The sequence below is a fragment of the Agrobacterium albertimagni AOL15 genome (assembly GCF_000300855.1).
Taxonomy (GTDB): domain Bacteria; phylum Pseudomonadota; class Alphaproteobacteria; order Rhizobiales; family Rhizobiaceae; genus Allorhizobium; species Allorhizobium albertimagni.
Map to the genome: position 1 here is coordinate 239,633 of NZ_ALJF01000013.1, position 15,913 is coordinate 255,545.

18 protein-coding genes and 1 pseudogene are annotated in these 15,913 nt (G+C 61.7%); 12 read left to right on the plus strand and 7 right to left on the minus strand.

The annotated features are described in order from the left end of the window. The first annotated feature begins 97 nt into the window (after positions 1-97). Together smpB and QWE_RS16830 are read left to right on the plus strand one after the other, a co-directional pair. Positions 98-574: an SsrA-binding protein SmpB gene (gene smpB, locus QWE_RS16825; RefSeq protein WP_006727363.1), complete on the plus strand. Its 477-nt coding sequence runs from the start codon at positions 98-100 to the stop codon at positions 572-574. A gap of 2 nt (positions 575-576) precedes the next feature. Beyond that, positions 577-996 (plus strand): DUF3830 family protein, encoded by a 420-nt coding sequence (locus tag QWE_RS16830; RefSeq protein ID WP_040300447.1) that lies wholly within the window; start codon positions 577-579, stop codon positions 994-996. A gap of 365 nt (positions 997-1,361) precedes the next feature. Here QWE_RS16830 and QWE_RS16835 read toward each other — a convergent pair whose 3' ends face one another. Next, positions 1,362-1,946 carry a LabA-like NYN domain-containing protein gene (locus tag QWE_RS16835; RefSeq protein WP_006727365.1) on the minus strand — a complete coding sequence of 195 codons (585 nt, stop codon included), beginning with the start codon at positions 1,944-1,946 and terminating at the stop codon, positions 1,362-1,364. 295 nt (positions 1,947-2,241) lie between these two features. On the opposite strand from QWE_RS16835, the gene rpoZ reads away from it, so the two are divergent. The 8 genes from rpoZ (at position 2,242) to era (ending at position 8,971) form a co-directional block, all read left to right on the plus strand. After that, positions 2,242-2,643, plus strand: a complete 402-nt coding sequence (rpoZ, locus tag QWE_RS16840) for a DNA-directed RNA polymerase subunit omega (RefSeq protein WP_006727366.1) — start codon at positions 2,242-2,244, stop codon at positions 2,641-2,643. Positions 2,644-2,741: 98 nt separating this feature from the next. Continuing rightward, positions 2,742-4,970, plus strand: a complete 2,229-nt coding sequence (locus tag QWE_RS16845; RefSeq protein WP_006727367.1) for a RelA/SpoT family protein — start codon at positions 2,742-2,744, stop codon at positions 4,968-4,970. 231 nt (positions 4,971-5,201) lie between these two features. Then, a complete protein-coding gene (locus tag QWE_RS24805) occupies positions 5,202-5,351 on the plus strand; it encodes a DUF3563 family protein (protein WP_006727368.1) in 150 nt (49 codons plus the stop codon). Between the two features lie 124 nt (positions 5,352-5,475). Continuing rightward, positions 5,476-6,057, plus strand: a complete 582-nt coding sequence (locus QWE_RS16855) for a DUF2062 domain-containing protein (protein ID WP_006727369.1) — start codon at positions 5,476-5,478, stop codon at positions 6,055-6,057. Between the two features lies 1 nt (position 6,058). Then, entirely contained in the window at positions 6,059-6,463 is a 405-nt protein-coding gene (gene acpS / locus QWE_RS16860; RefSeq protein ID WP_006727370.1) for a holo-ACP synthase, read from the plus strand. A 97-nt stretch (positions 6,464-6,560) separates the two neighbouring features. Next, entirely contained in the window at positions 6,561-7,298 is a 738-nt protein-coding gene (gene lepB / locus QWE_RS16865; protein WP_006727371.1) for a signal peptidase I, read from the plus strand. Further along, entirely contained in the window at positions 7,295-8,020 is a 726-nt protein-coding gene (gene rnc / locus QWE_RS16870) for a ribonuclease III (protein ID WP_006727372.1), read from the plus strand. Before lepB ends, rnc begins: the two co-directional genes overlap by 4 nt. Further along, entirely contained in the window at positions 8,021-8,971 is a 951-nt protein-coding gene (era, locus tag QWE_RS16875) for a GTPase Era (RefSeq protein ID WP_040300451.1), read from the plus strand. Positions 8,972-8,992: 21 nt separating this feature from the next. Here the strand turns inward: era and QWE_RS16880 are convergent, their stop codons facing one another. Next, positions 8,993-10,090, minus strand: coding sequence for an AbrB family transcriptional regulator (locus QWE_RS16880; protein ID WP_006727374.1), 1,098 nt, complete (start codon positions 10,088-10,090; stop codon positions 8,993-8,995). Positions 10,091-10,195: 105 nt separating this feature from the next. Between QWE_RS16880 and QWE_RS16885 the strand changes: the two genes are divergently transcribed. Beyond that, entirely contained in the window at positions 10,196-10,834 is a 639-nt protein-coding gene (locus QWE_RS16885) for a TetR/AcrR family transcriptional regulator (RefSeq protein ID WP_040300561.1), read from the plus strand. Between the two features lie 51 nt (positions 10,835-10,885). Then, positions 10,886-11,659, plus strand: coding sequence for a DNA repair protein RecO (gene recO, locus QWE_RS16890; protein ID WP_006727376.1), 774 nt, complete (start codon positions 10,886-10,888; stop codon positions 11,657-11,659). A 2-nt stretch (positions 11,660-11,661) separates the two neighbouring features. Here the strand turns inward: recO and QWE_RS24810 are convergent. From QWE_RS24810 to QWE_RS16920, 5 genes and pseudogenes are all read right to left on the minus strand, one after another. Then, positions 11,662-11,841 (minus strand): annotated as a pseudogene (locus tag QWE_RS24810) (hypothetical protein); the annotation flags it as partial. Between the two features lie 397 nt (positions 11,842-12,238). Then, a complete protein-coding gene (locus QWE_RS16905) occupies positions 12,239-13,459 on the minus strand; it encodes an MFS transporter (protein ID WP_006727379.1) in 1,221 nt (406 codons plus the stop codon). Positions 13,460-13,699: 240 nt separating this feature from the next. After that, the gene (locus tag QWE_RS16910) at positions 13,700-14,059 is read right to left on the minus strand and encodes a GIY-YIG nuclease family protein (protein WP_083872951.1); all 360 of its coding nucleotides are present in this window, start codon (positions 14,057-14,059) and stop codon (positions 13,700-13,702) included. Between the two features lie 329 nt (positions 14,060-14,388). Then, positions 14,389-15,234, minus strand: a complete 846-nt coding sequence (locus QWE_RS16915) for an MOSC domain-containing protein (RefSeq protein WP_006727381.1) — start codon at positions 15,232-15,234, stop codon at positions 14,389-14,391. A gap of 13 nt (positions 15,235-15,247) precedes the next feature. Beyond that, positions 15,248-15,901: an HD domain-containing protein gene (locus QWE_RS16920; RefSeq protein ID WP_006727382.1), complete on the minus strand. Its 654-nt coding sequence runs from the start codon at positions 15,899-15,901 to the stop codon at positions 15,248-15,250. Positions 15,902-15,913 lie beyond the last annotated feature (12 nt).

Below are 15,913 nucleotides of genomic sequence, written 5' to 3' on the forward strand. Positions count from 1 at the left end.
CCCCCCATCCTCCATTACATATCGATGACAACAGCCACGCCCCGCCCGGGCGCAGGCGACACACGACAAAATCCCGGGCGAAACGGAAGATTTGACCATGGCCCCCAGAGGCTCGCAGCGCACCGTCAACAAGATCGTCGCGGAAAACCGCAAGGCGCGCTTCAATTATGAGATCATCGACACCTACGAGGCGGGTCTGGTTCTGACCGGCACCGAGGTCAAGTCGCTGCGCGAGGGCAAGGCCAATATCGCCGAATCCTATGCCTCCGACGAGGGCGAGGAGATCTGGCTGATCAATTCGCATCTGCCGGAATATCTGCAGGCGAACCGCTTCAATCACGAGCCGCGCCGCCGTCGCAAGCTGTTGCTCTCCAAGCGCGAGATCAACCGTCTGCGCGCCTCGATCAATCGCGAGGGCATGACGCTGGTGCCGCTCAAGATCTATTTCAACGAGAAGGGCAGGGCGAAGCTGGAGCTGGCGCTCGCCAAGGGCAAGAAGCTGCATGACAAGCGCGAGACCGAGAAGGAACGCGACTGGAACCGCCAGAAGCAGCGCATTCTGAAGACGGGTTGATCATGGCGCTCTCGTATCTGAAGCTCACCGTCGGCCCCTTTGTCTTCGAAGCGAGGCTCGAGCGCGAAAAGGCGCCCGAGACCTGCCGCATCTTCGAAAGCTTCCTGCCGTTCCGCAACCAGGCGATCCATTCGCGCTGGTCGGGCGAGGCGGTCTGGGTGCCCTTGGGCGATTTCCAGTTCGGGGCGGGCTTCGAGAACCACACCGCGCATCCTTCGCGCGGCGACATCCTGCTTTATCCCGGCGGCTTCAGCGAAACGGAACTGCTCTTTGCCTATGGCTCCTCGCAGTTTGCCAGCAAGATGGGCGTGCTGGCGGGCAATCATTTCCTGACGGTGACGAAGGGGGCTGAGCAGCTGGAGGCCATGGGCAAGATGGTTCTCTGGCAGGGCGCGCAGGATATTGCCTTCGAGGCGATGTAGGAAAACTACCCTGCTTAGGTCCTTCCGCGATGGGCAGAGCAAGAACACCCCCCTCTGTCACTTCGTGACATCTCCCCCACACGGGGGGAGAGTGGGGCGTCGCGTTTGCCGCGCTCCCCACCTCCCCCTTGAGGGGGGAGGTCGCCGCAAAGCGGCGGGTGGGGGTGAACCCTACCGCGGGTTCACCGTCTGACGATCTTTCTCGCGCTCCGACCCTCCCCCTCAAGGGGAGGGTGAGCCCGCGGCGCACCGCAAGCCGCTCTCCCCCTTGTGGGGAGATGCCCGCCCTTCGGCAAGCTCAGGAGGGCAGAGGGGAGCTTAAGTCCCGCGACACCAGCGTCTCACGGCTGGAAGCCCCAAGTCCCTCAGTGGTCGTCTTCGCTCGATGTCGCCGGTTCCGGTGCGCGCGGCATGCCGCGTTCGCTCGGGTCGCGGCCGATTTCGGCTTTCAGCGTCATTAGGTCGATGAAGTGGTCCGACTGGCGGCGCAGGTCGTCGGCGATCATCGGCGGCTGCGTCGCCATGGTCGAGACGACGGAGACCTTGCGGCCCCGGCGCTGCAGGGCTTCGACCAGCGTGGTGAAATCGCCGTCGCCGGAGAAGAGCACGAGATGATCGACCGTCTCGGACTGTTCCATCGCGTCGATCGCAAGCTCGATATCCATGTTGCCCTTGACCTTGCGGCGGCCCATGGAGTCGGTGAATTCCTTCGCCGGCTTGGTGATCACCTTGTAGCCGTTATAGTCCAGCCAGTCGATCAGCGGACGGATCGAGGAATATTCCTGGTCCTCGATGAGCGCGGTGTAATAATAGGCGCGCAGGAGATAGCCGCGCTTCTGGAAGGCTTTCAAGAGCTTGCGGTAATCGATGTCGAAGCCGAGGCTCTTGGACGCGGCATAAAGATTGGCGCCATCGATGAAGAGTGCAATTTTTTCGCGGGGGTCGAACATTTCGATATCCTTACGTCAAATATGAACAGTCTCGGCAATCGGCAATCAAAACAATACCTTGCCCCTCCAGATATGATCATAGATTTACATTATGAAATGATCATATAAAAATCTATCTAGGGCATCGTCAGGGGCAATCCAAGCAGCCTGTGGTTGAAATGTGGTGTATTGAGGGCCTTTTCCGGCCTTCATTTTTGGGCTTGGCCGGGTGCCAGCACGAAAAACTTGAATTTGCCTGCCATTGCCTGTATCGCAGCCGTCAATCCCACGCATTCAAGATCGCAAAGGACAGGCAATGGCCCGTGTCACCGTTGAAGATTGCATCGACAAAGTCGAGAACCGCTTCGAGCTCGTTCTGCTCGCAAGCCACCGCGCCCGCCAGATCTCCCAGGGTGCGCCGATCACCATCGATCGCGACAAGGACAAGAACCCGGTCGTCGCTCTGCGCGAAATCGCCGACGAGACGCTCTCGCCGGACGACCTGAAGGAAGATCTGATCCATTCGCTGCAGAAGCATGTCGAAGTTGACGAGCCCGAGCAGGAGCCGAGCTCGATGCTTGCCAACACCGGCACCGCCGGCAAGGGCGAGGAAGAGGACGAACTGCCGGAAACGCTCACCTTCGACCAGATGTCGGAAGAAGAGCTTCTCGCCGGTATCGAAGGTCTTGTTCCGCCGGAAAAGAGCGACGATTACTAATCGTCAACAGATCAGACTTAAGTCTTGATCTGACTGTAGGATGAGTGTGCGCCAGTCGTCTCGACTGGCGCGCTTTTTCGTTTGTGGAGACGATCGGAATGATGCGGCAATACGAGCTCGTGGAGCGGGTGCAGAAATACAAGCCCGATGCCAACGAAGCTCTGCTGAACAAGGCCTATGTCTATGCCATGCAGAAGCATGGCAAGCAGACACGCGCCAGCGGGGACCCCTATATCTCCCACCCGCTCGAAGTCGCCGCCATCCTCACCGACATGCATCTCGACGAATCGACGATCGCCGTCGCCCTTCTTCACGACACGATCGAGGACACGTCCGCGACCCGTGCCGAGATCGACGAACTCTTCGGCGAGGATATCGGCCGGCTCGTCGAGGGCCTGACCAAGATCAAGAAGCTCGACCTCGTCACCAAAAAGGCCAAGCAGGCGGAAAACCTGCGCAAGCTGCTGCTCGCTATTTCCGACGACGTGCGTGTTCTCCTGGTGAAGCTCGCCGACCGCCTGCACAATATGCGCACGCTCGAGCACATGCGCGACGACAAGCGCGCCCGCATTTCCGAAGAGACGATGGAAATCTATGCGCCGCTCGCCGGCCGCATGGGTATGCAGGACATGCGCGACGAGCTGGAGGATCTCTCCTTCCGCTACATGAACCCGGAAGCCTATGAGACCGTCACCAACCGTCTGGCGGAGCTTTCCACCCGCAACGAGGGCCTGATCACCAAGATCGAGGACGAGCTGCGCGAGCTTCTCGTGGCGAACGGGCTTTTGAACACCTCGGTCAAGGGCCGGCAGAAGAAGCCCTATTCGGTCTTCCGCAAGATGCAGTCGAAGTCGCTCTCCTTCGAGCAGCTTTCGGATGTCTATGGCTTCCGCATTCTGGTCGACGATATCCCCGGCTGCTACCGGGCGCTCGGCATCGTGCACACCCGCTGGCGCGTCGTGCCGGGCCGCTTCAAGGACTATATCTCGACGCCGAAGCAGAACGACTACCGCTCGATCCATACCACCATCGTCGGCCCGTCCCGCCAGCGTATTGAGCTGCAGATCCGCACGCGCCGCATGCATGACATCGCCGAATACGGTATTGCCGCCCACAGTCTTTATAAGGACGGCGAAAACGGCGATCCGAGCGAGCCGCTGCAGCGCGAGAGCAATGCCTATTCCTGGCTGCGCCACACGATCGAGGCTTTGGCGGAGGGCGACAATCCGGAGGAATTCCTCGAGCATACCAAGCTCGAACTCTTCCAGGACCAGGTCTTCTGCTTCACGCCCAAGGGCAAGCTGATCGCGCTTCCGCGCGGGGCGACCCCGATCGATTTTGCCTATGCCGTTCACACCAATGTCGGCGATACCTGCGTCGGCGCCAAGATCAACGGCTCGATCATGCCGCTGGTCACCCGCCTGTCGAATGGAGACGAAGTCGAGATCATCCGCTCCGGCGTGCAGGTGCCACCCGCCGCCTGGGAAGAGATCGTCGTCACCGGCAAGGCGCGCGCCGCCATCCGCCGCGCCACCCGCATGGCGATCCGGAAGCAATATGCAGGCCTTGGCCAGCGCATCCTGGAGCGCACCTTCGAGCGCGCTGGCAAGGTGTTCTCCAAGGATACGCTGAGACCCGCGCTGCACCGCCTCGGCCAGCGGGATGTGGAAGACGCGATCGCCTCCGTCGGTCGCGGCGAGACCTCCTCGCTCGACGTTCTCCGGGCCGTCTTCCCCGATTACCAGGACGAACGCGTCACCGTGAAGCCGTCCTCGGACGAGGGCTGGTTTGCGATGAACAGCGCCAATGGCATGGTCTTCAAGATCCCCGGTCCGGCCCATCCGAAGGGCGATGCGCCGACCGCGGGCGATGGTCCGGATCCACTGCCCATCCGCGGCCTTTCCGGCAATGCCGAGGTACATTTCGCGCCTGCAGGTGCCGTGCCCGGCGACCGAATCGTCGGCATCATGGAAGACGGCAAGGGCATCACCATCTACCCGATCCAGGCATCGGCCCTGCAGCGCTTCGAAAACGAGCCGGAGCGCTGGATCGATGTGCGCTGGGATCTCGATGAGGCGAACAAATCGCGCTTCGTCGCCCGCATCCTGATCAATGCCCTGAACGAACCCGGCACGCTCGCCACCGTTGCACAATGCGTCGCACGCCTCGATATCAACATCCGGGTGCTCAACATGATCCGGATCGCCACCGACTTCACGGAGATGGGGATCGATCTCGAGGTCTGGGATCTGCGCCAGCTCAGCCAGTTGCTCGGCGAGTTGAAGGAGCTGGACTGCATCTCGACGGTGAAGCGCGTCTACGACTGATGCGCCGATCCGGGCGGCTGGGGAAGGGCAGGGCACGGGCTTCGCGATCTGCAGGCCTCGATTGGGTCAAACTGCCTTCGTTTTGATCACGATCTTGCCCAAATCGTAAACCTCAGGCCCCTCGTCATGCGTTTGGTGCATGGCTGACTTCAGTTCTTGTCTCTGGTGCCTTGTGCGCCGCAGCATTATCTTCAGTCCAACAGATGAAGAGAAAGAACCGAGGACAAAACGATGTTTACTCCGATCCGCAAAATCGCCCGCGCCCTTCGCGTCCCGACCGTTGCAGAGCGTGAAATGAACTACCTGAACGGCGCCCGCGACCTGGTCGACCTGGAATACCGCCAGCGCGAAATCGACCGTGGCATGTTCCGCCGCGCCTGAGCTGCCCACCGACCAGATACGGTCTATGCTGCGACGCCGGTTCCCGCCGGCGTCTTTGCTTTTTGACAGCTTTGTCAGCCGCTTTTGCTTGCCGAAACCGTAGAGGATCAACTACATATCCCGCATGCTGTTTCGACGCCGGCAACCGATATCCAGACTGACCAAGCTGCGTGAGCTTTTTTGGCCGCGTCGTGGCTTTATCCGATCGTTTCAATACCTCAGCAAACGTGTCCTGCGCCTGTCCGCCACACCACATGCGATTGCCGCCGGCGTGGTCGCTGGCGTCGTGGCATCCTGGACACCGTTCATCGGACTGCATTTCCTGCTCGCCTTTGCGATCGCCTATATCATCGCGGGCAACATGGTTGCGGCCGCGATCGGAACAGCCTTTGGCAACCCTCTCACCTTTCCGCTCATCTGGGCCTCGACCTGGGAAGTCGGCCACCGCCTGATCGGCAAGGGTGATCCGGTCACGGACAGCGTGGATCTCGAGAAGAAATTCTCCCTGTCGGCCTTCGAGAGCATGTGGCATCCGATCCTGAAGCCGATGCTGGTGGGGGCGATCCCACTTGCCGCTGTCAGCGGCGCTATCATCTATTGCGTCATCTATTTCACCGTGTCGAAATTCCAGACGCGTCGCCGCGAACGGCTGGCAGAGCGCGCCCGTGCCCGCCTTGCTGAAGCCCTCCAGGGATCGAGCGTCTGACATGATCATCGGCATCGGCAGCGACCTGGTCGACATCAGAAGGATCGAGAAATCGATCACCCGTTTCGGCGAGAAATTCACCGCCCGCTGCTTCACGGACGAGGAGCAGGCGAGAGCCAATGGCCGCAAGGACAGTGCTGCGTCCTATGCCAAGCGTTTCGCGGCCAAGGAGGCCATGGCGAAGGCGCTCGGCACCGGAATTGCGGAGGGCGTCTTCTGGAAGGAAATGGGCGTCGTCAATCTGCCAAACGGCAAGCCGGGCCTCGAACTCACCGGCGGCGCTGCCCGTTGCCTGGAACGGATGCTGCCGGTCGGCCATCGTCCGGTCATCCATCTGACCATCACCGACGAATTTCCCTATGCCCAGGCATTCGTCATCGTCGAGGCCCTGCCGGAAAGCCGCTGAGTTAACTGGTCGCGCTGGTCCAGGCGCCTGCGCGGTTGCCGCGCGGACGCGAACCGACTAGAGAGAGCAGGATTTTCGCAAGAAGGAACCGACCCGCGTGAGCGAAGAAAAGAAGCAAAGTGCCCTCTGGGAAAACGTCAAGGTCATCATCCAGGCCCTGCTGTTGGCGATGGTGATCCGGACCGTGTTCTTTCAGCCCTTCACGATCCCCTCAGGCTCGATGATGCCGACACTGCTGGTTGGCGACTACATCTTCGTCAACAAGTTCTCCTATGGCTATTCGAAGTATTCGTTGCCCTTTTCGCCTGATCTCTTCGAAGGCCGCATCTTCGAAAGCGAACCGGAGCGCGGCGATATCGCGGTCTTCCGCTTCCCGCCGAACCCGAGCATCGACTACATCAAGCGGATCGTCGGACTGCCCGGCGATCGCATCCAGGTGATCGGCGGCGTGCTCCAGATCAACGGTCAGCCCGTGCCGAAGGTGCAGGACGGTGTCTTCACCTCCGATTATCGCATGGATCCCGGCACCGATGTTCCGGTCTTCCGCGAAACGCTCGACAATGGCGTGAGCTACGACACGCTCGACCAGGCGCAGAACACCCGTGGCGACGACACCCGCGAATTCATCGTGCCGGAAGGCCACTACTTCGCGATGGGCGACAACCGCGACAACTCGCTCGACAGCCGCTTCGACGTCGGCTTCGTGCCGGCCGAGAACCTGATCGGCAAGGCCTCGCTGATCTTCTTCTCGCTCGGCAACGACACCTCGTTCCGCGAAGTCTGGAAGTGGCCGGCCAACATGCGCTGGGATCGCCTGTTCAAGGTGGTCGAATGACGAACAAGAGCGTGGTCAGCGAAAAGGATTGGGAGCAGCTCGAAGCTGCGATCGGCCACAAATTCGCCGACCGCGATCGCTTGAAGCGGGCGCTGACGCATGCCAGCGCCCAGGTCTCGCGGGGCAAGAAGGGCGATTACGAACGCCTCGAATTTCTGGGCGACCGCGTGCTGGGCCTCTGCGTCGCCGAAATGCTGTTCACGACCTTCCGCGACGCGACCGAGGGTGAGCTCTCGGTCCGCTTCAACCAGCTGGTAAGCGCCGAGGCCTGTGCCTCCGTCGCCGACGAGATCGAGCTCTATCGGTTCATCCGCACGGGCTCCGACATCAAGAAGATCACCGCGGCGAACATGCTGAATGTCCGCGCCGACGTGGTCGAAAGCCTGATTGCCGCCATTTACATCGAAGCAGGGTTGGAGGCCGCGCGCGGCTTCATCCTGAAATACTGGGAGGGTCGCGCTGCCCGCGCCGATGGCGCCCGCCGCGACGCCAAGACCGAACTGCAGGAATGGACGCATGCCAGATTTGGCAAGCCGCCCACATACAAGGTTGCCGATCGCTCCGGACCGGATCATGATCCCCGCTTCACGGTGATCGTCGAGATCCCGGGCCTGAAGCCGGAGATCGGCATCGAACGTTCCAAGCGAGCCGCCGAGCAGGTGGCCGCGACCAAGATACTCGAACGCGAAGGCGTCTGGGCCAAGGCCTCCGGCGCGAATTGAATGGATGATATGACCGACACCGAAACGAATGACGGCGGCGAAGCCACCGTCAACACCCCGACCCGATCCGGCTTCGTCGCCCTGATCGGCCCGACCAATGCTGGCAAGTCGACGCTGGTCAACCGCTTCGTCGGGGCCAAGGTCTCGATCGTCAGCCACAAAGTGCAGACGACCCGCGCCGTGATGCGCGGCATCGCGATCCACAAGAACGCCCAGATCGTCTTCATGGACACGCCCGGCATCTTCAAGCCGCGCCGCAAGCTTGACCGCGCCATGGTGACGTCGGCCTGGGGAGGCGCAAAGGATGCCGACATTATCCTGCTCCTCATCGACAGCGAACGCGGCCTGCGCGGTGATGCCGAGGCGATCCTGGAAGCCCTGAAGGATGTGCCGCAGCCGAAGATCCTTGTGCTCAACAAGATCGACCGGGTGCGCCACGAAGACCTGTTCGAGCTGGCGGCCAAAGCCAATGAGACCGTCAAGTTCGACCGCACCTTCATGATATCGGCGACGACTGGCTCGGGCTGCGACGACATCATGGATTACTTGGCCGAGACCTTCCCGGAAGGTCCCTGGTACTATCCGGAAGATCAGATCTCGGATCTGCCGATGCGCCAGCTCGCGGCCGAAATCACCCGCGAGAAGCTGTTCCTGCGTCTGCACCAGGAGCTTCCCTACTCCTCGCATGTCGAGACGGAAAAGTGGGAAGAGCGCAAGGATGGTTCCGTGCGCATCGAACAGGTCATCTATGTCGAGCGCGACAGCCAGAAGAAGATCGTGCTCGGCAAGAACGGCGACGCGATCAAGGCGATTTCCACGGCTTCCCGCAAGGAGATGTCCGAGATCCTCGAACAGCCGGTGCACCTCTTCCTCTTCGTCAAGGTGCGCGAGAACTGGGGCAACGATCCCGAGCGCTTCCGCGAAATGGGTCTCGAATTCCCCCGCGACTGAACCCGATCAAGCGAGGGGCGCTCAGCCCTTCGCTACCCGCCTTGCGACAAAGTCCGAAATCGTCGGTCCGATCAGGATGATCAGGATCAGCCGCATGGTCTGCAGTGCCATGATGAAGGACATGTCGACAGGTGTCGTCGCGGCGATGATCGCGATCGAATCGAGCCCGCCAGGGCTCGTCGCGAGATAGGCGGTCAGAGGGTCGATGCCATGCAGCGACCAGAGCAGGAAGGCAAGTCCGCCGCTGAACGCCATCAGCACCAGGATCGAGCCGACGATCTGGGGCAGGGCGCTTGCCGCGTGTCTCAGGATCCTCCGTGTGAAGGACAGGCCGATCCGCCAGCCGATTACGCCATAACCGAGCGCCAGCAGCCATTCGGGCAGTTGCAGGGTGATATAGCCCATCACATGCAAGACCGTCGTCGCAACCAGTGGCAGGAGCATGGTGCCAGCTGGTATCCGAAACCGGGCGCCGACCATTGCTGCCGCAAGCGCAGCAGCCAGTGTTAAGGACAGATCGAGCCAGTCCGTCTCCGGAAACCAGACGACCGAATGTGCTGCACCGCCTTCGATGTTGAAGACAAAGGCCGCCATCAGCGACGCCCCGGTCGCGACGAAGGCGACGCGCAGATACTGCATGAAGGCAACCAGCCGCGCATCCCCACCATGGGCTTCCGCCATCAGCACCATGGCTGAGGCGGCTCCGGCAGATGTGCCCCAGATCGCGGTGGTGCCCGGCAGGATTTCGGCTTTCGCCATGAAATAGCCGAGCAGGCTGCTCGCGGCGATGATCGCAAGCACGATGGACAGAAAGACCGGCCAGTCGTCAGCCACCGTCGACAGCGTTCCGAGATCGATCGAGCGGGCAATGATGCAGCCGATCAGCGAATGGGCAAAAATGTAGGGATAGCGGTGAACGGAAAGCCGTGCGCCGTTGGTGGCCACGAGAATGGCCGCGACCATGGGCCCGAGCAGCAGCGCGCCCGGGATATGCGCGAGGAAAAGCCCGCCGGAGATCGCAACGGATAGGGCGAGGAGAACAAGCCAGCGAAGCACGACCGGAAGCGGTGTCAGCAGGCCGGGTTGGGCTGGCGTTCCGTGCTCTTTGTCCAGGGACATGGCTGTCTCCGTCCTTCGTCTGAGAAGCCCTTGCCGGAAAGGGCTGGACGAAAGCGCGTTTTCATAAAATAAATGAGGTAGACCTCACAAACGAGTTTTATGAGCATGGCCTCGCAAAAGTCAAGTTCGGCGGCGACATCGCAGGCGACGCCCGCGCCGACCGCCAAGGAGCCGAAACGCAAGCGCGGCATCGCCCGTGTGGCAAAGCTTCTCGATGCTGGCGCAGCGGTCTTCGCCGAGCAGGGCTACCGGGCCGCGACCATGACCGAGATCGCCGCCCGGGCCGCGGCACCCATCGGTTCACTCTACCAGTTCTTTCCCAACAAGGATGTGCTCGCCGACGCCCTCGTTGCCCGCTACGCCGAGCATGTCGAGGCGGCCCTCGACCGAATCAGGGCGCAGCTAGCGGACCTCGATGGCAGCCAGCTTGCCGACCGCCTGCTCGACGTGCTCGTCGCCCATGCCGCCGAGCGCAGTCTGGCGCTCAGCCTGCTCGATGCCCGCTGGGAGCAACCGGGTGTGCGCCCCGGCGTGCTTCGCGAAAGCTTGCGTAAGCGGATCGCCGAGATCCTCACGCTTTGGCGCCCGCAATTGCCGGAGGACCAGGCCGAGGCCATGTCGGTGGTGCTCTTCCAGGCAATGAAGTCGCTCGTGCAACTGCATGAAGAGAAACGCTATCCCGGAAAGACCGAAGCGATTGCCCATTGGCGCGGCTGGGTGCAACGCTATCTCGCGGACGTCTGACATCTCGCGAAATTCCTCGCGCTAGCCCGGCCTCTGCGGTAAAACCCGTGCATGCAATGGACAGACGAGGCAATCCTTCTGGGGGTGCGGCGGCATGGCGAAACAAGCGTCATCGCCGAGGTGATGACGCGCAGCCGTGGCCGCCATCTCGGCATGGTGCGCTCCGGCCGGTCGCGCACGATGCAGCCGGTCTTGCAGCCCGGCAATCGTCTGGAAGTCACCTGGCGCGCACGCCTCGACGAACATCTGGGCGAGTTTCGCATAGAGCCTCTGATGCTGCGGGCTGGTCGGCTGATGGAAAGTGCGACCGCCGTCTACGGCGTGCAGGCGCTGGCGGCTCTGCTGCGGCTTTTGCCGGAGCGTGATCCCCATCCGCATCTCTTCCAGGCGCTGGATGTAATTCTCGATCATCTCGAGGAGCCGGCGACGGCAGGCGAACTCTTCGTGCGCTTCGAGCTCGCGCTGCTGAATGATCTCGGCTTTGGGCTGGATTTGAGCGAATGCGCCGCGACGGGCACGCATCATGATCTGGCTTATGTCTCACCGAAGTCGGGCAGGGCCGTCAGCCGCGAGGCAGGCGCCCCCTGGGCGGACAAGATGCTGGCGCTGCCGGATTTCTTGACCCCCGGAACCAACCGCGCGGCAGATCCGGAGACATTGGCGGCAGCCTTTCGGTTGACGGCCTATTTTCTGGATCGCCATGTCTACGTGCCGCGGGGGCTGGAGCCCGGCGCGGCACGCGAGGGATTCTGTCACGCGGCGTTGAAGACCTTGCGCTCGCTCGAAACGCCTGGCGCATTGGCCGCGCCCAGAAACACGGCCTGATCTTCCGGCGCAGACTTCGCCATGTGGTCGTGGATGGCGGCCTGAAGTTCGCTGATATTGCGATAGCTACCGCCGTCGAGGTCGATGACCGGATATTTGACGGCGATGAACTTGACCCTGTCGCCGTCGGGTATGGTGATGCCAACCGGGATTCCGGCATATTCGATGACTTGCTTCTTCATAACGAATGTCCCCGCTCGTGCACGTTCGGCACGGCGCTGTTTCAGTAGTCGATTGTTGATGTCAGGCTTTGCGCTGCGTCACATTCGACAGGAGCAGGCGTAATGGCGTTTCACCATCACGAGGTGCGGGGTCGTCTGCCAGGGTCGGGCGCCATCATGAAATACGATTTGCATTTCGCTGACCTCCTTCTTTGGCTGCGGCCTCAAACGTTGAGGCCATGGTTCGTTGTCAGGATCCGAACCAGCTCGCACAAGGTAGGTGCTGGCTCGGAATCCGTCAACGGGCGGCGGAAGAAAAATAAAATAATTTTCTGTGACAGTCGCCTTCAGGCGAAAACACGGGAATTTTGATCCGGCATGGGCGCGATGCCGAAATATGATCTCACTTTGGGCAAAATTACGCCAATCCGACAGCCGGTCTCTCCACGGCTTGTTCACGGATCGGCCAATGCACCACGGCCGCGAAGATTCCGAGCGCCACACCCAGCCACCAGACCTGATCATAGGTTCCGAAGTGGTCGTAGAGATAGCCACCCATCCAGACGCCGAGGAACGAACCGATCTGGTGCGACAGGAAGACGAGCCCGCCCAGCAAGCCGAGATGGCGCGTGCCGAACATGATCGCCACGAGCCCGTTGGTCGGCGGCACGGTGGAAAGCCAGAGCAGGCCCATCACAGCGGCGAAGATCACGACGGAAGCGGGCGTCTGCGGCAGGAGCAGGAAAAGCGTCACCGTGATCGATCGGCCGATATAGATGAAGGCGAGGAAATAGGGCTTGGAATAGCGCTGTCCGATCCAGCCGGCTGCGAGCGAACCGATGATGTTGAAAAAGCCGATCAGCGCCATCGCGATCACCGCATAGCTCGCCTCGATGCCGATATCGCCGAGATAGGCGGGGAAATGTGCGGTGATGAAGGCCACCTGGAAGCCGCAGACGAAGAAACCGGTCGTCAGCAGCAGATAGCTCTTGTGCGCGAAGGCTTCCTTCAGCGCCTCGGCGATCGTTTGCTGATATTGTTTGCCGGACTGCGTGCCCGATTGCGCATTGCCGCGCAGCGGAAAGGCGAGCAGCGGCACGACCAGCATCATGACGGCGATGATCACGAGACTGTCCGACCAGCCGAAGGCCGAGATAAAGCCTTGGCTGAGCGGCGCAAACAGGAACATGCCGGCAGAGCCCGCCGCCGTGCCGATGCCAAACGCCATCGACCGCTGTTCGGGTGTCACATTGCGGGCAAAGGCCGAAAGGATAACGCTGAAAGAACCCGCACCGATCGCAAGCCCTATCAGCACGCCACCGCCCATATGCAGCCAGATGGGCGCCGACGCATTGGCCATCATCACGAGGCCTGCGGCATAAAGCACGCCCGACATGACGAGAACGCGACCCGTACCATATTTGTCGGCGAGCGCCCCAAAGAACGGCTGGCTGATACCCCAGAACAGGTTCTGGAATGCCATGGCAAGCCCGAAGGTGGAGCGGTCCCAGCCCCGGTCGGCGAGCATCGGCAGTTGGAAGAAGCCCATGGCCGAGCGCGGCCCGAAGGTCATCACCGCAATCAGCGATCCGGCGAGAATGATGAGCCAGGGCATGGCAGGGCGGCTGGTGGTCGTCATCGGGGGATTCTCCTCTGTCGATCACACATTAGTGCGGTCGATGGACGAGCAGAAACGCCTTTTGATGAACTGGCCATCAGGGGATTTGATGAATGTCAGGGGGCGGGATCCTTCGAGGCCCCTGCTGCGCAGGGGCACCTCAGGATGAGGGCGCAGATGTTGTGCTCCAAGCCATAGCCTGCTGCTCAGCCATTGCCTTGCGGCGTGCATCGAGATTTGTGAAGCCGGCTTCTTGAACGGTCAGCCCTCATCCTGAGGTGGGAGCGAAGCGACCCTCGAAGGACGAGGGCGGGTGGGCCCACCACCCAACCACTTGACGGGCCCTCGGCGCGATAAGTCCGGAAGGGCCTCGTAGGCGCAAGCGATCAGCGCCTCTTTCTTCTGCCGATTCCATCCCTTGATCTGCCGCTCGCGGGCGATGGCGTCGAGGATACGGTCATAGCTTTCTGTGAACACCAGTTCCACTGGCCGGCGTTTGGCTGTGTAGCCATCATAGGTGCCCGCATTGTGCTCCCAAAGCCGCGCCTCGATCGCCTGCTTTGTCAGCCCGATGTAGTAGGAGCCGTCGCTGCATCGAAGAATGTAGACTGTGACCTCCATATGGGTGACCTCCCGAAAATGCACTATGCTCGCTCGACTTGGCATCCGGAGCAACTCTGCAAACTGCTGGGATTTTGTGGCCTGAGGCCTTATGCGTACAAGTTTACTGAACATCGGTTACGGGATGTGGCCGGATCCTTCGAGGCCCTTGCTAAAGCAAGGGCACCTCAGGATGAGGGGGGCACCGTATGCCGTAACACCTCGAATGCCATCAGCCACTCAGAAAAAAACTTCGGCCAACGAGGCATAAAACGATCAGCCCTCATCCTGAGGTGGGAGCGGAGCGACCCTCGAAGGACGAGGGCGGGTGGCATCCTCCCCAATCAATCTCACCGCTGCTTGATCGCCCAAGCCTCGCGACTGCCAAGCACCGTCACCGCGTCCCGGACCCGCACCAGACCCTGTTCCCGCGGCACCGCATTCCAGCCAAACAGCACGCCCGGCACACGGCGGTCGGCGGACATGCGGATGCGGCCCATGGCTGGCATCGGGTTGGCGCCCTCGCGCGATCCGGTCTGCTGGTCCTGGGTGGTCATGATGCAGCGCGGGCATGGCTTGACGAAATCGAAGCGGATGCCGCCGATCTCGAGGCCCGTCCAGGCATCTTCGGCCCAAGGTTCGTCGCAGTCGACGACGATGTTCGGGCGAAACCGATCCATGCCGACAGAACCTTCGCCATGCCGCTCCATGTCCTCATTCAACGCGCGCAAGGAGCCTGATGTCGTCACCAGGATCTGGTAGCCGTCGGCAAAGCCCATCGGCGTGCCGTCGCCGGCCCATTCCGCGCTCGCCTCGCGGCGGCTTTCCCCGTCGATGAAGGCGAGCTTCACCGGCCGGCCGAACCAGTCGGAAAGCTTGGCATTGACGCTGTCATGCGCCATCGCCGCGCTGACGGTCGAGCGCCAGATGGTGACATCCATGCGATTGTCCGGCTGTGGCGGCGCGACCATCATCTCATGCCCGTCATCCAGTCGGAGTGTGAGATAGGCGGCCGCCGGAAGCGCCGTGAGGCGAGCAAGGTCGGGCATTTCCCGCTGCGTGATGAACTGGCCATCAGGATCGACCAGCATCATGCGCCGGTCGCCGGAGAGACCCATGGCATCGATGCGGGCCTGGGGAAGCGCAATGCCGCGCCCGCTCTTGAAGGGATAGATGGAAAGCCCGGTCACTTGCATCGTTTAGCGTCCTTCAGATTTCATCGCGGAAGAGGGAGAGAAACAGGGTGAGCCGCTCGTGCCGCTCCTCAGCCAGTTTTCGACCGGTCTCGGTCTGGAAGCCGTCGGAGAGCTTCAGGAGCTTGGCCGGGAAGTGGTCGATGGCAAAGCTGCGATCGTCGAGCGGGCGGTTCTCGGCGCCGGGATCGCCGGGGTGATAGAGGCCTGAACCCATGCGCCCGGCAATGTAGAAACAGCGCGCCACACCGACCATGCCGATCGCATCCAGCCGGTCGGCATCCTGCAGCATCTTTGCCTCCAGCGTCTCCGGCTTGATGTTGGCGGAAAAGCTGTGGGTGAGGATCGCATGCGCCACGGCCTCGATCCTCTCCTTCGGCCAGCCGAGCTCCGCCAGAATTCCGCTCGCCTTCTCTGCGGCAAGCCTTGAGGCCTGCGACCGGAGCGGCGAACTCTTCTCGACGGCGACGCAGTCATGCAGCAGAACGGCGGCGGCGAGGATTTCGGCATCGCCGCCTTCGCCGGCTTGGATCTTCAAGGCATTCCTGAAGACGCGGTGGATATGGGCGAGGTCGTGCGAGCCATCGTCCCCTTCCGTTGCATGTGGCAGAAGGCGGGCGGCGAGCGCCTCATGGGGGCCGAAGTCGGCGGCTGTGAGAAGGGCAGTCAAGACAGTTTCCCT

What these genes read in the sequence shown, in the direction of transcription:
- smpB (WP_006727363.1), top strand. Translation starts at nt 98, where the DNA reads ATGGCCCCCAGAGGCTCGCAGCGCACCGTCAACAAGATCGTCGCGGAA.
- QWE_RS16830 (WP_040300447.1), top strand. Translation starts at nt 577, where the DNA reads ATGGCGCTCTCGTATCTGAAGCTCACCGTCGGCCCCTTTGTCTTCGAA.
- QWE_RS16835 (WP_006727365.1), bottom strand. Translation starts at nt 1,946, where the DNA reads ATGTTCGACCCCCGCGAAAAAATTGCACTCTTCATCGATGGCGCCAAT.
- rpoZ (WP_006727366.1), top strand. Translation starts at nt 2,242, where the DNA reads ATGGCCCGTGTCACCGTTGAAGATTGCATCGACAAAGTCGAGAACCGC.
- QWE_RS16845 (WP_006727367.1), top strand. Translation starts at nt 2,742, where the DNA reads ATGATGCGGCAATACGAGCTCGTGGAGCGGGTGCAGAAATACAAGCCC.
- QWE_RS24805 (WP_006727368.1), top strand. Translation starts at nt 5,202, where the DNA reads ATGTTTACTCCGATCCGCAAAATCGCCCGCGCCCTTCGCGTCCCGACC.
- QWE_RS16855 (WP_006727369.1), top strand. Translation starts at nt 5,476, where the DNA reads ATGCTGTTTCGACGCCGGCAACCGATATCCAGACTGACCAAGCTGCGT.
- acpS (WP_006727370.1), top strand. Translation starts at nt 6,059, where the DNA reads ATGATCATCGGCATCGGCAGCGACCTGGTCGACATCAGAAGGATCGAG.
- rnc (WP_006727372.1), top strand. Translation starts at nt 7,295, where the DNA reads ATGACGAACAAGAGCGTGGTCAGCGAAAAGGATTGGGAGCAGCTCGAA.
- era (WP_040300451.1), top strand. Translation starts at nt 8,021, where the DNA reads ATGGATGATATGACCGACACCGAAACGAATGACGGCGGCGAAGCCACC.
- QWE_RS16880 (WP_006727374.1), bottom strand. Translation starts at nt 10,090, where the DNA reads ATGTCCCTGGACAAAGAGCACGGAACGCCAGCCCAACCCGGCCTGCTG.
- QWE_RS16885 (WP_040300561.1), top strand. Translation starts at nt 10,196, where the DNA reads ATGGCCTCGCAAAAGTCAAGTTCGGCGGCGACATCGCAGGCGACGCCC.
- recO (WP_006727376.1), top strand. Translation starts at nt 10,886, where the DNA reads ATGCAATGGACAGACGAGGCAATCCTTCTGGGGGTGCGGCGGCATGGC.
- QWE_RS16905 (WP_006727379.1), bottom strand. Translation starts at nt 13,459, where the DNA reads ATGACGACCACCAGCCGCCCTGCCATGCCCTGGCTCATCATTCTCGCC.
- QWE_RS16910 (WP_083872951.1), bottom strand. Translation starts at nt 14,059, where the DNA reads ATGGAGGTCACAGTCTACATTCTTCGATGCAGCGACGGCTCCTACTAC.
- QWE_RS16915 (WP_006727381.1), bottom strand. Translation starts at nt 15,234, where the DNA reads ATGCAAGTGACCGGGCTTTCCATCTATCCCTTCAAGAGCGGGCGCGGC.